The following is a 16,137-nucleotide window of genomic DNA, read 5'->3' on the forward strand; positions in this document are numbered from 1 at the left end:
TTAACGATCCCCTACTGTCAGACGCAAGATCACACCAATGAAGAGCAGAGCGGCTCCCGAAGCGTAAAGTGGGAACCAGCGCGCCCACCAGTTGGTGGAGAACAATGACGCACCGTTGGCGTTGCTCGCCGTGTAGCTACTGTAGATATTGAGGGCCAGGGCGACAGCGAACATGACGAGGCCGATAATAAGCAGCAAGCCTGATACTTTATGCATGGGATTTCTCCTTCAGAGGGGACATAAGAGAGGCGTCGAGGTAATCGCCAGGGATGACCATCTCAGTGTGAATTTCAGTGAGATAGGTTTCATTCTTCACTTCCATCCAACTGTTTTCCGGTGACGGGAGAGCCTCTCGGAAGACTAACCAGTCAACTTTTCGCGCCAGTAGCAGCAATTGGTCAAGGCAATGTGAATTGCCCAGCCTGCACCACATCGGCTTGCGAATCTTGTCGTTGTTAAATGACTGCCAGCTAAGATGATCGTTGAATTGCCCGTTCACATAGCTGTCTGTCGGAATGCCGTTCTTCAGTAACAATGCCAACAGGCGCGCCGGATGCTCCGCCGCCTGATGCCCGGACAGCTCATGGAAAATGCGGGAAGAGCGGACCCACCAGGTTTCACGGATCAGGACACAGTCTTCCTCCTCCATGCGCGGGGCATGGCGGAAGTCATGATCCAGCTCATTGGCCATCAATCGCTTGTAGGCGGGGCGGCCAATCTGCACCGGTTCGGCCAGTACGGTAAGCAGGTATTTGGTTCCCCAGGCCACCATCGGCGTCGCCGCGCCGAGGTAACATAATTGGAACGCTTGTCCCTGGTTGTCCGTCAGCTTCAGCAGGCCGCTCTGCGTATCATGATGCAGTTGGAGCCGGTCGAGCGTCAGGTCGCCGGCAACCTGAGGCGGCTCATCCAGGCACAGATGATGAGCCGCCAGGCGGGCCTGAGCCTGGAGATTGCTGGACTCGCCGCTGACGCTGAAGGTTAATGGCAGCGCCGGCGCGGCGAACTGGCGCAGCCAGTTTTGCAACTGATGGCGCCTGTCGTCGGCCTGGCTGTCGTTGGTCAATGTGGTGCGCGCCAACTGCCAGCCGATACGCGAATACGCATTGTTGATGACCACTTTGCCCCGGGGATGCGCTAGCTGCCCCACATGACGGGCATCCAATTGCAGGAAGAGCGTTACCGGCAGCTTCAGGGCGGCGGGGTTGATATTGTGCTGCCGCCAGCGGGCCGTTGTGGCGGCGGACTGCGAGATACGTTGTTGGGTGAATTGAATAAATCCCTGCCAGCTCTGCTGCAAAAACAATGAGACATCGGTGCAGTGGCCACCTGCGCCGTATTTGTCGATAAAGTTCTGCAGCAGCCAGAGGTACTCCTGCGACAACGTGGCGCGTTTGGCCACCGCTTTCGCTACGCGGGCAAGTACATTGGGAATGAAAGCGTCAGGCAATGTCATCCTGATCCCTTCCCGCCAGGCGTCTTCATATAAAATATTGCGAATTTCGGGCATCTGATGGCGGGTCAGCCGCTCCCAGCTCTGTTGAATCGTCTGTTGAGCCTGCTCAAGCAGCGCAACGCGCTCCGCGTTTTCTGCCGCACCAAAGCGTTCGGGCAGTTCGGGCAGGTTGCGCAGAGCGTCGCTGGAGAGCTCCGCCGGCATCAGCGCCAAAACATCGGCCAGAGGGGCAGGATGATGCGTTCCCCACTGTAATGTCGGGCGCAAGACGTCCTTGCGCACCAGCTTTCTCAGCAGTCTTTCCGCTTCGGACGGGGCCATCCCAGCCAGTTCGAAATGCGTTCGCCACGCGCTCCAGCTTTGCTGGTGGCTGGCGCTCAGAACGGCGTCGATTTCCGCCGCCTCCAGGCCCAGGACAAATTGCTGCTCTTCGTTCCATAACAAACCGTGGCGTTTCTCATAGCGATAGAAATGGCCGCGCATCTGGCTGGCGGAAATGCGTTGCAAGGAGGGGTTACGGCACAGCGGCAGATCATGTTTCGCCAACCAGAGCTGCGTATACAGCGCGTCGCGCAAGGCTAATGCGATGGAGCGGTTGAGGTGTACGGTCGAGGTCACCTTGCCTTCACCGGTTTGCAGAGTGGCTTCGCCGGCCGAGCTTTCAAACGGGACCAGGCTAAAAGAGGAAAAGGTGCTGAATGGGCTGACTTTGCCCGCCGCTCGAATCATGTAGGCAAACAAGGAGCGCTCTACGCGCCGGCGCCGTTTGGCCGGCCAACTCTGCCAATTTTGTTCCAGATCGCAAAGCAACTGCGGGGAGGCAAGGCAGAGCGCCCGGCGCAGAGCCGGTTCGTTGGCGGCTTTGAGCAACAAGGCCTGCGTCTGTTCGTTGACACGCTGCCAGCGTTGGTTAAAGGTTGCCGCCAACTGCCGGCGCTCATTCGCTATCGCCAACCATTCGGTCAGTTGCTCCAGAGCGGCTGAGTCGTAATGCGCCAACCAGGCGCGCACTTCGGCAGACAGGTTGAAATAGCGATCGTTGAAGATATGGCGGCGACAGCGAATCATATCCTGGCGAACGCTGTCCGCCGAGGGTAATGCGATATTCGCATGCAGCCTGGCGATAAGCGCCTGCCCGAGTTGCCGCCAGGCCGGCTCCTGCAAGTGGTGTTGCCGGATAATCGCGGATAAATCATCCGGAAGTTGGCTGACATAGTGCGCCGGCAGGCCTGCGGTGCGCAGCATGATAAAAGGGGCGACGAGCAACAAAGGCTGCGCGGGTAACGTCATGATAATACTCCAGATGCCAACCAGTTATTCACCTTCTGCCAACTCACGAAGCTTAACCAACCCATCGCCGCCGCCATGCAGAGGCTGTAAAGCAGGCAATAACTGCGGAATAGGCGGCGGCCTCGGGCAGACCACTCGCGGGTTTTCTTATTGGCGCCGGGTTGGGCAAAAGCGCGAAATGCCCGCGTGGCATCCGAAAGCCGAAAAGGGGTGAGATTGAAAAGCAGGCCGAACAGTATCAACAGCAGTAACGGCCGTATCGCGGTGGCGACGGCGCTTTCACTCAGCGCCGCGAGCGCTCCCAGACACAAGAGATCCATCAATGGCCCTGCCATCGCCACCCAGGCCTTCATGCCGCGCAGTGGGAATAGCGCGATGGCGCTGGTGTTGACAAACACGGAGGGCAGCCACCAGCCGCGAAATTGCAGACCTGCCCCCAGAACCGGGCAGCCGTAAAGACGGCAAACGACGGCATGCGCCATTTCATGCAAAAACAGCCATAACGGTATGCCGACAAGCATCACCATCAGCTGGACGCTGGCCCATTCGCCCTGCAGCAGCCAGGCGTTTAGCCCTGGCAAACACGCGATGAAACGCCACAAGGCAGCGGCAATCGCGAGGCTCAGCAGGCCGTAACCTAACCCGCGCGGGACAACCCGCAGCACGGTGGCGATTTTATGTGCGGCGCGATCGGGGTTAGGCAGCTGATATCGCCCGGCCACTTTCGCCGCCGCAGGCGGCTTTTGCGCGCCATCAACGATCATATTCGCCTGTTTCAACCGCAGCAGAAACGCGGACAGCGCCTGTTGGCACTGTTCGGGCGTTGCGTTCGGGTGGTGTTCTGCCAGCTCCGCCAGGAGGGCCGCCATGGAGCTGCCCCCTTGCAACTGTTGGGCAAGCCGGGCAGAAAACCCACTCAGCTTTAACGGCGCATTACTGTTTTCTTGCAGCAACAGCGCCACATTCGCCTGCGGAGAGATCAGTTTCACATCCTCGTTTAAACGCAACAGGGGGGATGCAGGCGGCATGTTAAACACCCTCTGCCGGCGGAGGGGACGCCAGCACTAGACAGAACAGCGGCGCCTCGCGATAGCCGTCGGCGCCCGCGTGGCGAATGAGCCCTTCTTCGATCACGCCTCCCGCCAGCGTTCCGGTCAAGCCGCAGTCCAGCGCCGCCAACCAGCACTGCATCGCGCTTGCCGCGGCGTTTTGCAGCTGCATGCGGTATCCCGCCGCGCCATGGTCATGCAGGGTCTTTTCAAGATCGGCAACCCACATCAGCAACGCGCCGGCTTTATGGAACGCTAATTGATTGATGCAATCAGCCAAATGTGCGCGGCCAAACCCGCTATCCCGTTTCCGCCAGTAACGGCGATCTGCCTGACTGCACTGATAAATGCCCGCGGCAAGTTCGCCGCTGGCTTCCGGCAGCAATATCCAGGGTTCCATTGGCAACGCCGGCATCCCGCGCAGGCGGCTTTGTTCAAGACCGGCATGCGCGACGGCGATCAGGGTATTCAGCCAGGTTTCCGGGAACGGGCTATCGGCATAGTCATACGTCGCCCTGCGGCGCTCCAGCAACGCGGAGAGCGGCTCATCGCGGTGCACAGTCGCCAGTGATGAAAGAGCAGCGGGCGTGGGCGACACTGGCGCGGCGGCCGGCCGTGGGCGGTGGCTAACGGCGACCAGGCTGCTCGCCGTTTCATAAAGTGGAGCAGGGCACGGCTCACCCTGTGACGGGGGCGCTTGCACATGCAAGACCTGGCAGAGGATATGGGGGTTATCCTGTTGCGTGAAGAAGAGCAATGACGCCAACCATTGCAGGTCGACGCCATGATCTTCTCTCAGCGTCCAGCCCGCCGCGCGCGCGGAAAGCGCGCAATATTGATTAACCACTCCAGCGTCAAGGTTAACGATGTTATAGCTGAAGTCGTTATATTTGCCGCGCACGCGGTTCAGGTTGCCGCTGATAATGAGTGAAATCGGCTCTTCGGGATGCTGGAGCAAGTGTTCCAATTGCTGGCAGTCAATGCCGTCAATCCTGACGAGCTGGTGCTTTTCACCGAGATAGAACCAGGCCCCGCAAGGTATCCCCGGCAGCGGCCGGCGGACGACCACAAACATATCGCACGAGAGCAGTTGCCCACCGCTGGGCGCGATGCGGCGTAATGTGCCGTCTTCACCTTTTTGATAACCCGTGGCGTGGCGCAGCAACCAGCCCAGATTGGCCAGTGTCAACGGTTGTGACGGCATTGCCGACATTCGCCAGGGCGGCGGACAGCGCTCCGCCAATGCGCTGTCGGGCAGGTTGATATGCTGCTGCCCATGCAGCCTGACCGGCCTTGAGGCGTGGCGGTTGAGGTTATCCAGCGTGAAGTGCATCTGATGCGAACGCGGTGGCAACAAGCCCTGCGGCGGCAAGCGTGTGCCGATATGGTGCTGCCAGGCAGTAAATGCCTCTTCCCCCGGCGGCAGATAGGCGGCATGGCCTAAACCGCTTAGCGCGGTACCGGGAATGCGGGCGACCTTATAGGCTAAGGTGTACTCCCCCTCGCCCCGATGGCTATGGGAAACGACCTTGTTGAGGTAGCTTTCAGAGGACAGCCCGAGCAGAATTTGCCCCAGCTCATGGGCGGCATAGACGGCGCGGAACGCCACCTCTTGCCGATCGTTGGCGGGCGATGGCTGCTCACATTGCGTGCGTGCGCATTGATAACTGGCGCTGATGTTCGGGAGGGTATAAGGGCCCACCAGCGTGCGATCCGCGCCAATAATGCAGCTCAGATAACGCACGCCGGCCTGGTGCAACCCATCGGCGCATGCCTGGCGGAAAACGTCGGACTCGCTGCCGTCAAAAATGATCAGTGCATCATCCCAGGGGAGGGCGCTGGACGTTGGGCGCTCGGTCAGAACGTCAATGCTGGCGACCATAGGCGCCAACGCGTGTTGCAGCAGCGATGACACATCTTCCGGGCAAACCAGGGCGAGCCTGCGGCGGCGGGCGGACTGCAGCGCCGCAGTGCGGTTGGCGTGCAGGCGGGTATTGTCGACAAAGCGGCCGCAATAGCTTGCCAAATGGCTTGGGGCGCCGTCATCCAGGCCTTCACCTTCTTCAAGGAAGCCATAGCGAAACAGTAAGGACAGCATGCCCAGGGCATTCTCGCGGCTCATGGTCGCGTCGTCGGTCAGCACGCTTTCCAGCACGTTGACGCCATCGAGGCGCTCGAGGAAGACCGCCAGCGTGTTTATCCCCTGAACGCAGGTCAGGATGCGCGGCTGATAGGCGCCATACACGGCTACGCGGGTATCGCTTTCAGGAATGAAAATCAGTTCCGGAATTAATTTGGGGCGCTTGGGCAGCAAAGCGTAAAGATCGTTATGGTGGCTAAACTGTGCGCCCGACAAGACGGTCGACATATGAGTGGCTTTCATTAGCGTAAGGCTCCTTCCAGGTGTTCGGCCAACAAGGCCGTGCCCTGAGCCTGCGAAATATGCCGGTTTTCACGGCAGCTGCAGCCGTGTAACGCCACCACGGAACTGCTCGCGGTGCGATTGCTGCCAAAGCTCACGGCGGTCAGTTTGCCGAATTGGTCTTCGGGGAGCTGCGCATACTGCTTTAACCGTAATCCAGCCATCAGCACCAGCGCCGGCGTATATCCGCGCAATGCGTTCTGCGGCTGCTGTTCATGATATCGCTGCAGGTTCAAATCCATCATTGCCGTACGCGGCGTTTCGGCGAGGCTGAGCAGGCGCTTCGCCGCACAGGCATAACAGGCGGTTCGGCCTGGGATGACTAGGGGGCCGCAAAACAGCATATGGTCGTTCAACACGGTGCAAGCGTGAGGGATCCCGGCGCGAAACAGCTGCGTGGTGAGCTGTTCAAGCTTAAGCGGCGCGCCGCCGGATAGCGCGATCCCGACGAACGAAGCCTTGCTGTCGGCCCAGGAATAGTTCAGTGCGGTTGCCAATGTCAGTTGAGAGATCCCTTCCTGGCAGTGCATATAATCGGCCACGTCATTGCCGAACGCGGTGTCACTGACGATAATCATTACCACTCTCCTTCAGGCAAAAGGTTGCGGCCACGGATTTATCGTGGCGGCTTTGCCTAATTGTTCACTCAACCGTTGCTGCTGTTCCCGTAGGCGCGGATGCCCGAGATAGCGGGCGCGATAGCATGCCGTCATGGGCAAAAGGGCGGGGATGACAGCGCGCACCACATGTAAACCGGCATCGCGCAGTTCATCCGTCGTCATGTCCGCTATCACGACGTCCATCTTGAGTTGACGAAAACGCGCCACCAATTTTTTCAGCTGTGCTGCCGGCGTTTGCGGTTGCCCGGCCTGCAGGCGGCTAATCGGCATCTGCCGCTCGCTGGCGGTGAGAAAATCGAATGCGGAGCGCTGTTCGGCTCGCCCCATGAAGATGGCGCCATGTTCGAGAGCGATAAAATCGCGTATATCGTCCGGCACCGGCAGTTGATGTTCGAGTACCGAACGCCCCATGGCGCTTTCTCGGATAATCTTGCCGCAGCTGCCCCAGGGATCGAACCCCGTAGAGCAGTTGACGAACTGGGCCGAGGTCGGATGCCCGTCGCGCAGCTGCAATCCGTAGATTGTCGGGCAGCCGATGTCGGTAGTGGCATCGAAGAACAGCTGTTCCAGCCCACTGGCCGCCAGGCGTGAAAACTTGTCTTGTAATCTATCCGGTACCGGTTCATCGAAGCGGATGCGCGCTAAAGGCATTTGCAATAGCCAGGTAAGGGCAATCGCATCGCGTTCGATGACTTCATTGATCGCGGTTACCGTGGCGGTGGTGAGGTCGGTGTGCGCCGCGACGCCTGTCGATATCGGCAACCAGAAACGCTCGCTTTCCCAGGGCCGCACATACAGATGCGACATGATCAACGGGATCTTGCGCGGGCGGGAGTCCGTCAACGAGTAACCTTCCACCCAGCGCAACGGCTGGGCGTCATCAATGGGTTTGACCGGGCAGAGCGGATCGGCGAGCTCCTCCTCGCTGCAACGGGGCAGGCTGTCGGCCGCCAAACCGTCAGCCCCGAGTTCGCGGAAGCTGGCGACCGAAACATCGCGAGGATGGTAGACGCAGGTGGCGTATCGCTCTGCCGCTTCGGCGACAGCGCGGACGATCGCCATATCGACGTGTTCATCGGCGCCGCAGCCGGCAAGCGCGATTTTTTGCAGGTCGTTGCCTTTATTGTCAATGATATGGGGATATGGCATTGACAGATTGCCCAGGCTGGCCAGAACCGACGAAAAGCGGGGGATATGCATCTCCTGCGGTTCCAACGGGTAGACGCTGCCGACAACGCCCGTCAGCGGCGAGAGCAGCGACATGAACGGATATTTCTGGCGCATGGACGCGGAAACGGCAAAGTTATGATGATGCATGAATAACTCCGCTTTCCAGGCTTTTGCTTAGCAACACGGCCAGCCAGGCTTCATCCAGCGTGCTTAAGCCAAGGCGATTGTTCATTAGGTGCATGAATTGGAATGCCAGATTTTTCGCGAGGCCGTCACTGTATCGTTCGCAATGGCGTTCATAGTTACGCCGGGTCTGGTCTAGCGCAGACTGCCAGCGATCCACCAGTTCGGCGCTTTGCGCGTCTTGCCGTATCTGCGGCGACAGAAGAACCGAGTTTTCATCAATCAGTTCCCATGCGCGATCGGTAAAGCTGTTTTTGATCATTCCGATATCCGCAGAGCCCGCCAGCCAGAAAGTCGAGAAGCTTTCAAGGAAGGCGGAACGCCGGGCAACAGGAATGAACGTTTCCAACATGGCCAGCATCAGAGGCAACGCAAACTCTTTGCGCGTCATGCCGCCGCCTGCCTCGGCCTGCAATATGGCACGGGCAATGTCACTGGATTGGTGAAACAGCGCTTCGGCGATGCCAATGCCCGTTTCGCCCCCGTAGACGTCCGTTTCCGGCTCATATTCCGCGCGTTCGCAATGGACCGGGAGTTCATGCGCGGGAAACGGCGTGTTGCCGCGGAAGCTGACCAATGGCGTCCACAGGTTGGCCGGGCGCAGCGGCAGGCTATTCAGCGCATCATGCAGCGCAGCGTAAATGGCGGTTTCCAGGCGCTGGCTGTCCTTTTCCTGCAGCAGAAAACGAACGCGTAAATGTAATCCTTTTTCATCGATATAACGTAAGAAGAACCAAGGAGAATCAGGAGTGTACGCCAGTGCTTGGGTCAATCCCTGGGTGATCAGAAAGTCCATTCCATCATGATGGCTACCGATATACAGCTTGTAAAAATGCCAAGATGCCGATCTGTTTTTCATCTTTGCGTACCTGTTTTTTTTAAGATTGTTTTGGCTGGAAAAGGAACCACTTAACGCCGACAAACAGCGTGATCACACCCCATATCGCCATGCCGATACAGTTAATGAAGAAGGGGAATACGCCTTCGCTGCCATTCATGGCGTATCGCAGTGCATCGGCGACAAAACCGACCGGCGTCGTCAAAATTAACCATTTGAGTGGCGGGAATGCGCTCAGATCGAGGAACAATTGCCCGAAACACATGCACCAAAAGTTGAGTAAGGTCAGGGCGATTGTCGCGACGGTATTCGTGCGGAATAAGCCGGCCAGCGCATACCCAAAGCTCACCAGCAACAGTGCGCTGGCGACGAGCAGCACGATAAACAGCAGGGGATGCTCAAGGGTAAAGCCAAAGACCAGACTGCTAATGAGCATTAACAGGGCGATCTGAACCAGTGATATCACCAGGCGGACGCTGACCTGTGATGCGAGCAGAATCCAGCGTGGCAACGGAATGACGCCGTAATAGCGGTAAGTGCCTTTTTCTCGCGCGGCGATCAGCGGCGTCGCCGTGCCAAATAAGGCGACTTGCAACAGGGCTAGCGTCAGCAAGGACGGGAAGATAAAACTAAAATAGTTGAAACGCTCAGTTTTCAGCGTAATGAAGCGTATCGGCTGCTGGGCGTCGGCCGGTTGCTGATTGAGTGCGGCGGAAACCAGTTGAGCGATGGAGCTCATGGATTCCGTCGTGGTGATCGCAGGGCGTTGTTGTACTGCATCCCAACTCACCGCCGCGTTCACTTCATTCGCGCGCACCAGCGCTTCCGGATCGCTTCGAAGCTGGCGCTGGACGGCCAGGCCAGGATAATTGTTCAATTTAAGCCAGAGAGCCTCTGTTTCCGGCGTGTCTCCGACAACGCTCACCTGCATGGAGAACGGTTGATGATTGCCATTAATAATTTTTGCCGTTATGCCAAAGGTAAAGATGAAAAATAACGGCAATACAAGAGAAAATAAGGTTGATAGCGGATCGCGTAAATATTCTTTGGTGTTGGCGCCGAAGAAGCGCCGATAAATCTGCCAGCTATGGCTCATGTTAATCCCTTAATGCTTCGCCTGTCAGATGAATGAACACATCCTCGAGGGTGTTTTTGCTTACCTGCATTTGTTCGGGTTCACAACCCAATCGTTGTGATAACGCAATCACTTGCGGTAACACCTGTGCCAATTCTTGGGTGGGAATATGTAGGCGGCGGAAGGTTTGATCATGTTCATCGCTTTCCTGCGTCGCCTCAGGGAAGAGCGCGAGGAACTCGTCAACCGACGTCAACGGCACTGAGAATCGGATATGATGCCCAGGACAATAACGCTCAATAAGCTGTTGTGGGCTGGCATTCTCCAGCAACCGGCCGTGGTTGATGATCATCACCCGGTCGCATAAATTCTCCGCCTCATCCATTTGGTGAGTGGCGATCAATACGCCCGTGCCAGATTGACGAGAATTCGCAATAATGTGCCGCCAAATATAGCGTCGGCTTTGCGGGTCAAGATCGCTGGTGGGTTCATCCAGCAAAAGAAGCTTGGGTTTGCCGGCCAATGCCAGCGCCAACACCAAACGTCTTTTTTGCCCCCCTGAAAGCCGCGAGAAACGCATTTTACGCTGCGCTTTTAGCGCCACAATGTCCAATAACTGCTTAACCGACAACGCATCCGTATAAAGTACCTGATAGAGCGAAATGATCTCTTCAACGCGCAGCAGCGAAGGCAAACTAAAGGATTGCGGAACGACGCCTAACTGTTGCTTGATGACGTGATTAAGCCCTTGTCGAACGTCTTCGCCAAATAAACGCACCAAGCCGGCTTCAAAGGGCTGTCCTCCGTACAAGGTTTCCATGAGCGTCGTTTTTCCGGCACCGTTAGGTCCGACCAATCCAATGATTTCTCCCGGCTTGATTTGCAGCGAGATGTCATGAAGAACTTGCGTGTCACCATAAAACTTATTCAGTGACTCGACCTCTAATAGCGGCCGTTGGCGATCCCAGGATATATCCAGGGTTGGCTTATGACTGCTGTCGAAATCTAAAGTGGCGTCAGTGTACGTGCTCATTGTTTAAAGCCAGTGAGTAGAGTTTCAGATAACTAACTGGCACAGTATCTTGTACCGGTTGTGGGTAATGATTTAGCTGCCGCTACTGGTAACGCTGCCCATTGTGCCGATGCAGCTCGCCGTTGCAATGCAGCCGCAGCCCGCTGTAGAGGCGGTGCTGACGCTGCTGCCGGTTGAGGCGCAATCGCTGGCAAAGTGCAGCGTTTCAGGCAGTTCTTCGACTAATAAATCAATGCCGTCAGAGGGCATGGAAGGCGAGTCGAGAACAATATCGAAACGGTGGGATTGACGAGTCAGAGAGGTATGATTAAGCATAAATATCCTTATTAATCAGTTTATTGATGAGTTAGCTATAACATGATTCGAGCTGCTGCATATCGTTGAAATATATTCAAACGAATTCATCTCAATGGGATATTCCCCATTAAATATTTATCTGAAAAATAAAAATCAATTTTAATATCGCGCTAATTATATAAAAATAAGCAGCGGCGATACTGAATTCTTTCATATTGAATTATTTGCATTTGAAGGCGTCATATATGACTGGCGCTTGCGAATATGAAAGGAATCCTATGTACGTAATGTTAAGTTATCGTGTTAGACACACTCTTACATACTTGTAATAGAACGGCAACACATCATTACAATTGACAGGAGTGTTTTCTGTTATTGCAACGAAGCTCACAATAATCATGGGGTTGACGTTAATTTATTTAATTTAAAACTATGTATAAGGGATAAATATATTCTTTTTTGAAAAATTTCACCCAATATTGTTTAGGGTAGAAAGTATTATAATGGTTTTATTTTTTGACAAGGATTATTGCGCGCGGAACCACAGTTGGCTTGGCGTCCGTGATGCGTTCCGTTCCGGGCGGGGCATTGATGCGACATACTGGGACGCGCTCACGACGGGGTTGGCCCTAAAGCGGGCAGTTTGGCCACGGCGCAGCGAGCCTTTTGGAACCATCGCGGCGGGCAGCGAAAAAAAACGGCGCCGCGTGGGCGCCGTTTAGGCAAGGTTCAGGCTGCGCGCATCAGTCGGCGGCGTGGCCCTGCGCCGGCAGGCGTTCACCGTCCAGCCAGGCGGCGCCGTCGCGCATCGCCAGGCGGCCGTCGACGAACCAGCTCACCACCAGTGGATAGATCGTGTGTTCCTGGGTTTGCACCCGTTCAACCACGTCATCCTCCTCGTCGTCAGCGAAAATCGGCACCTTGGCTTGTAAAATCACCGGGCCGCCGTCGAGCTGTTCGGTCACGAAGTGCACCGAGGTGCCGTGTTCGCTGTCGCCGTTGTCGATGGCCTGACGGTGAGTATGCAGCCCCGGGTATTTCGGCAGCAGGGAAGGGTGAATGTTCAGCATGCGGCCGGCATAGCGCTGCACGAACTGCGGGCTGAGGATGCGCATGTAGCCGGCCAGCACCACCAGATCGGGCTGGTACTGGTCGATGGCGTCCGCCAATGCGGCGTCGAACGCCGTGCGATCGGCGTAGGCCTTGGCATCCAGCGCCTGGGCGGCGATGCCCGCCGCTTCGGCGCGTTGCAGGCCATATGCCTGCGCCTTGTTGCTGAACACCGCCACGATTTCGGCGGCGATGCGACCCTGCTGGCAGGCGTCAATCAGCGCCTGGAGATTGCTCCCCTGGCCGGAGACCAACACCACGATCTTTTTCATCAGTTGATGACCACTTGTTGTTCGTCGGAAGAGGCGGTCAGTTTACCGATTTTCCACGCTTTTTCACCTGCCGCGGTCAGCAGCGCGATGGCCGCTTCCACTTCGGCTTCCGGCAGGGCGATGACCATGCCTACGCCGCAGTTGAAGGTGCGATACATTTCATGACGGCTGACGTTACCGGCCTGCTGCAGCCAGGTGAACACCGCCGGCCACTGCCAGCTGGCTTCGTCGATCACCGCTTGCATGCCTTCCGGCAGCACGCGTGGAATGTTTTCCCAGAAGCCGCCGCCGGTGAGGTGAGCGATGGCGTGTACGTCAGCCTTCTCGATCAGCTCCAGCACGGACTTCACGTAAATCTTGGTCGGTGCCAGCAGGTGGTCGGCCAGCGGTTTGCCTTCCAACTGAGTGGCGGTCGGATCGGTGTTGCTCACTTCCAGGATTTTGCGCACCAGCGAGTAGCCGTTGGAGTGCGGGCCGGAAGCGCCCAGGGCGATCAGCGCATCGCCGGACTGCACTTTGCTGCCGTCAATGATCTCGGATTTTTCGACCACGCCGACGCAGAAACCGGCCACGTCGTAGTCTTCGCCGTGGTACATGCCCGGCATTTCAGCGGTTTCGCCGCCCACCAGCGCACAGCCGGACTGTTTGCAGCCCTCGGCGATGCCGGTGATCACGCTGGCCGCGGTGTCCACATCCAGCTTGCCGGTCGCGTAGTAGTCGAGGAAGAACAGCGGCTCGGCGCCCTGAACCACCAGATCGTTGACGCACATCGCCACCAGATCGATGCCGATGGTGTCGTGGCGTTTCAGATCCATCGCCAGACGCAGCTTGGTGCCCACGCCGTCGGTACCGGAAACCAGCACCGGCTCGCGGTATTTCTGCGGCAACGCACACAGGGCGCCAAACCCGCCCAGACCGCCCATCACTTCCGGGCGACGGGTCTGTTTAACTACACCTTTGATGCGATCTACCAATGCGTTGCCTGCATCGATATCGACACCTGCGTCTTTATAGCTGAGAGAGGTTTTGTCGGTCACTGCGCGATTCCCCACGACGATTTGCGGTTTGAAAACTGTGCTTCCGATGTTGATTCCGGAATAAGGCGCGGCAATTCTAACAGCGCAGGCAAACGTTTGCGAGCGGCTTGTGAACCGGCTCCGCTTTTTCGTCATCTATACTGATATTCAAACTTTTGTTGATCCCGATCGGGCTATTGTGGGTGGCGCGGCGAAAAAAAGGAGGTATAATCCCGCGATTTTTTTGGCCGCAACCACCTTAATAGGAGAAAAATGATGAAGATCGTTGAGGTGAAACACCCGCTGGTAAAACACAAGCTTGGCCTGATGCGCGAAAATGACATCAGCACCAAACGCTTCCGTGAGCTGGCCTCAGAAGTGGGTAGTTTACTGACCTATGAAGCGACCGCCGATCTGGAGACGGAAAAAGTCACCATCGAAGGCTGGTGCGGGCCAGTTGAAGTGGATCAGATCAAAGGGAAAAAGATTACCGTAGTGCCAATCCTGCGCGCAGGCCTGGGCATGATGGAAGGGGTGCTGGAGCACGTGCCGAGCGCGCGCATCAGCGTGGTGGGCGTATACCGCGACGAAGAAACCCTGGAGCCGGTGCCGTACTTCCAGAAGCTGGTTTCCAACATCGAAGAGCGCATGGCGCTGGTCGTCGACCCGATGCTGGCCACCGGCGGTTCGATGATCGCCACTATCGATCTGCTGAAGAAAGCCGGCTGCCACAGCATCAAGGTGCTGGTCCTGGTCGCGGCGCCGGAAGGCATCGCCGCGCTGGAGAAAGCGCATCCGGACGTTGAGCTGTACACTGCCTCCATCGATCAGTGTCTGAACGACAAGGGCTATATCGTGCCTGGCCTGGGCGATGCGGGCGACAAGATATTTGGTACTAAGTAAACATTTGAGCCGACTTAACGAGTCGGCTTTTTTTTGACTAAAACCTATAAAACCAATAAACCGAGGAAAAGCACACATGACCCGTCGCGCCATCGGCGTCAGCGAGCGCCCGCCGCTGCTCCAGACCATTCCGCTCAGCTTCCAGCACCTGTTCGCCATGTTTGGCGCCACCGTGCTGGTGCCTATCCTGTTCAAGATCAACCCGGCGACCGTGCTGTTGTTCAACGGCATCGGCACGCTGCTGTATCTGTTCATCTGTAAAGGCAAGATCCCGGCCTACCTCGGTTCCAGCTTCGCGTTTATCTCGCCGGTGTTGCTGCTGTTGCCGCTCGGTTACGAAGTGGCGTTGGGCGGTTTCATCATGTGCGGCGTGCTGTTCTGCCTGGTGGCGCTGATCGTGAAAAAGGCCGGCACCGGCTGGCTGGACGTGATGTTCCCGCCGGCGGCGATGGGGGCGATCGTCGCCGTCATCGGCCTGGAGTTGGCGGGCGTGGCGGCCAATATGGCGGGGCTGCTGCCGGCGGAAGGCGCCAGCGCCGACTCGACCACCATCACCATTTCGCTGGTGACGCTGGCGGTCACGGTGCTCGGTTCAGTACTGTTCCGCGGCTTCCTGGCGATTATCCCGATCCTGATCGGCGTGCTGGTGGGCTATGCGCTGTCGTTCTTCATGGGCGTGGTGGATTTGACGCCGATCCGCGAGGCGCACTGGTTCGCGCTGCCGACCTTCTACACCCCGCGCTTTGAGTGGTTCGCCATCTTCACCATTCTGCCGGCGGCGCTGGTGGTGATCGCCGAGCACGTCGGCCACCTGGTGGTGACCGCCAACATCGTAAAAAAAGACCTGATCCGCGATCCGGGCCTGCACCGCTCGATGTTCGCCAACGGCATCTCGACGGTATTCTCCGGCTTCTTCGGCTCCACGCCGAACACCACCTACGGCGAGAACATCGGCGTGATGGCCATCACCAAGGTCTACAGCACCTGGGTGATCGGCGGCGCGGCGGTGCTGGCGATCCTGTTGTCCTGCATCGGTAAGCTGGCGGCGGCGATCCAGGCGGTGCCGGTGCCGGTGATGGGCGGCGTTTCGCTGCTGCTGTACGGTGTGATCGGCGCTTCGGGCATTCGCGTGCTGATCGAATCCAAAGTGGATTACAACAAAGCGCAGAACCTGATTTTGACCTCGGTGATCCTGATCATCGGCGTGAGCGGCGCCAAGGTGCACATCGGCGCGGCGGAGCTGAAAGGCATGGCGCTGGCGACCATCGTGGGGATCGGCCTGAGCCTGCTGTTCAAGGCCATCAGCCTGTTCCGCAAGGAAGAAGAGGTGCTTGACGCGCCGGACGAATCGGCGGAGCAGAAGTAACGAAAAGGGCAGCCCAGGGGCTGCCCTTTTGACTTAT

Annotated in this window: 14 protein-coding genes; 2 read left to right on the plus strand and 12 right to left on the minus strand. The window is 57.5% G+C overall.

Features of this window, described 5'->3' with window-relative positions; translation table 11 throughout:
- The 12 genes from ACUTQY_RS21385 to purM form a co-directional block, all read right to left on the minus strand.
- A complete protein-coding gene (locus ACUTQY_RS21385) occupies window positions 1-216 on the minus strand; it encodes a hypothetical protein (RefSeq protein WP_033644030.1) in 216 nt (71 codons plus the stop codon).
- The gene (locus tag ACUTQY_RS21390; protein ID WP_033644029.1) at window positions 209-2,746 is read right to left on the minus strand and encodes a lantibiotic dehydratase; all 2,538 of its coding nucleotides are present in this window, start codon (window positions 2,744-2,746) and stop codon (window positions 209-211) included. The genes ACUTQY_RS21385 and ACUTQY_RS21390 overlap by 8 nt, the downstream gene beginning before the upstream one ends.
- Window positions 2,743-3,774 (minus strand): PqqD family peptide modification chaperone, encoded by a 1,032-nt coding sequence (locus tag ACUTQY_RS21395; RefSeq protein ID WP_033644028.1) that lies wholly within the window; start codon window positions 3,772-3,774, stop codon window positions 2,743-2,745. Before ACUTQY_RS21395 ends, ACUTQY_RS21390 begins: the two co-directional genes overlap by 4 nt.
- 1 nt (window position 3,775) lies before the next feature.
- Complete coding sequence (locus ACUTQY_RS21400; RefSeq protein WP_046687620.1) at window positions 3,776-6,178, minus strand: nitroreductase family protein; 2,403 nt, start codon at window positions 6,176-6,178, stop codon at window positions 3,776-3,778.
- Window positions 6,178-6,795: a hypothetical protein gene (locus ACUTQY_RS21405; RefSeq protein WP_021504405.1), complete on the minus strand. Its 618-nt coding sequence runs from the start codon at window positions 6,793-6,795 to the stop codon at window positions 6,178-6,180. The genes ACUTQY_RS21400 and ACUTQY_RS21405 overlap by 1 nt, the downstream gene beginning before the upstream one ends.
- Before the next feature lie 12 nt (window positions 6,796-6,807).
- A complete protein-coding gene (locus ACUTQY_RS21410; protein ID WP_050594440.1) occupies window positions 6,808-8,154 on the minus strand; it encodes a YcaO-like family protein in 1,347 nt (448 codons plus the stop codon).
- Window positions 8,141-9,049, minus strand: a complete 909-nt coding sequence (locus tag ACUTQY_RS21415) for a thiopeptide-type bacteriocin biosynthesis protein (RefSeq protein ID WP_072055843.1) — start codon at window positions 9,047-9,049, stop codon at window positions 8,141-8,143. The genes ACUTQY_RS21410 and ACUTQY_RS21415 overlap by 14 nt, the downstream gene beginning before the upstream one ends.
- Before the next feature lie 19 nt (window positions 9,050-9,068).
- On the minus strand, window positions 9,069-10,124 hold the full coding sequence (locus ACUTQY_RS21420) for an ABC transporter permease (protein ID WP_046687618.1): 1,056 nt from the start codon (window positions 10,122-10,124) through the stop codon (window positions 9,069-9,071).
- 1 nt (window position 10,125) lies between these two features.
- Complete coding sequence (locus ACUTQY_RS21425) at window positions 10,126-11,136, minus strand: ABC transporter ATP-binding protein (RefSeq protein ID WP_052133767.1); 1,011 nt, start codon at window positions 11,134-11,136, stop codon at window positions 10,126-10,128.
- Between the two features lie 72 nt (window positions 11,137-11,208).
- Window positions 11,209-11,451 (minus strand): hypothetical protein, encoded by a 243-nt coding sequence (locus ACUTQY_RS21430; protein ID WP_127897176.1) that lies wholly within the window; start codon window positions 11,449-11,451, stop codon window positions 11,209-11,211.
- A 725-nt stretch (window positions 11,452-12,176) separates the two neighbouring features.
- The gene (purN, locus tag ACUTQY_RS21435) at window positions 12,177-12,815 is read right to left on the minus strand and encodes a phosphoribosylglycinamide formyltransferase (RefSeq protein WP_033644022.1); all 639 of its coding nucleotides are present in this window, start codon (window positions 12,813-12,815) and stop codon (window positions 12,177-12,179) included.
- Window positions 12,815-13,852, minus strand: coding sequence for a phosphoribosylformylglycinamidine cyclo-ligase (gene purM, locus ACUTQY_RS21440; RefSeq protein WP_025303843.1), 1,038 nt, complete (start codon window positions 13,850-13,852; stop codon window positions 12,815-12,817). The genes purN and purM overlap by 1 nt, the downstream gene beginning before the upstream one ends.
- 255 nt (window positions 13,853-14,107) lie before the next feature.
- Here purM and upp point away from each other — a divergent pair, with 255 nt between their 5' ends.
- Both upp and uraA read left to right on the plus strand, forming a co-directional pair.
- Window positions 14,108-14,734 (plus strand): uracil phosphoribosyltransferase, encoded by a 627-nt coding sequence (gene upp, locus ACUTQY_RS21445; RefSeq protein ID WP_004941642.1) that lies wholly within the window; start codon window positions 14,108-14,110, stop codon window positions 14,732-14,734.
- 76 nt (window positions 14,735-14,810) lie between these two features.
- Complete coding sequence (gene uraA, locus ACUTQY_RS21450) at window positions 14,811-16,100, plus strand: uracil permease (RefSeq protein WP_046687617.1); 1,290 nt, start codon at window positions 14,811-14,813, stop codon at window positions 16,098-16,100.
- The last annotated feature ends 37 nt before the right edge of the window (window positions 16,101-16,137 follow it).

The sequence above is a fragment of the Serratia sp. TSA_130.1 genome, from assembly GCF_052691795.1.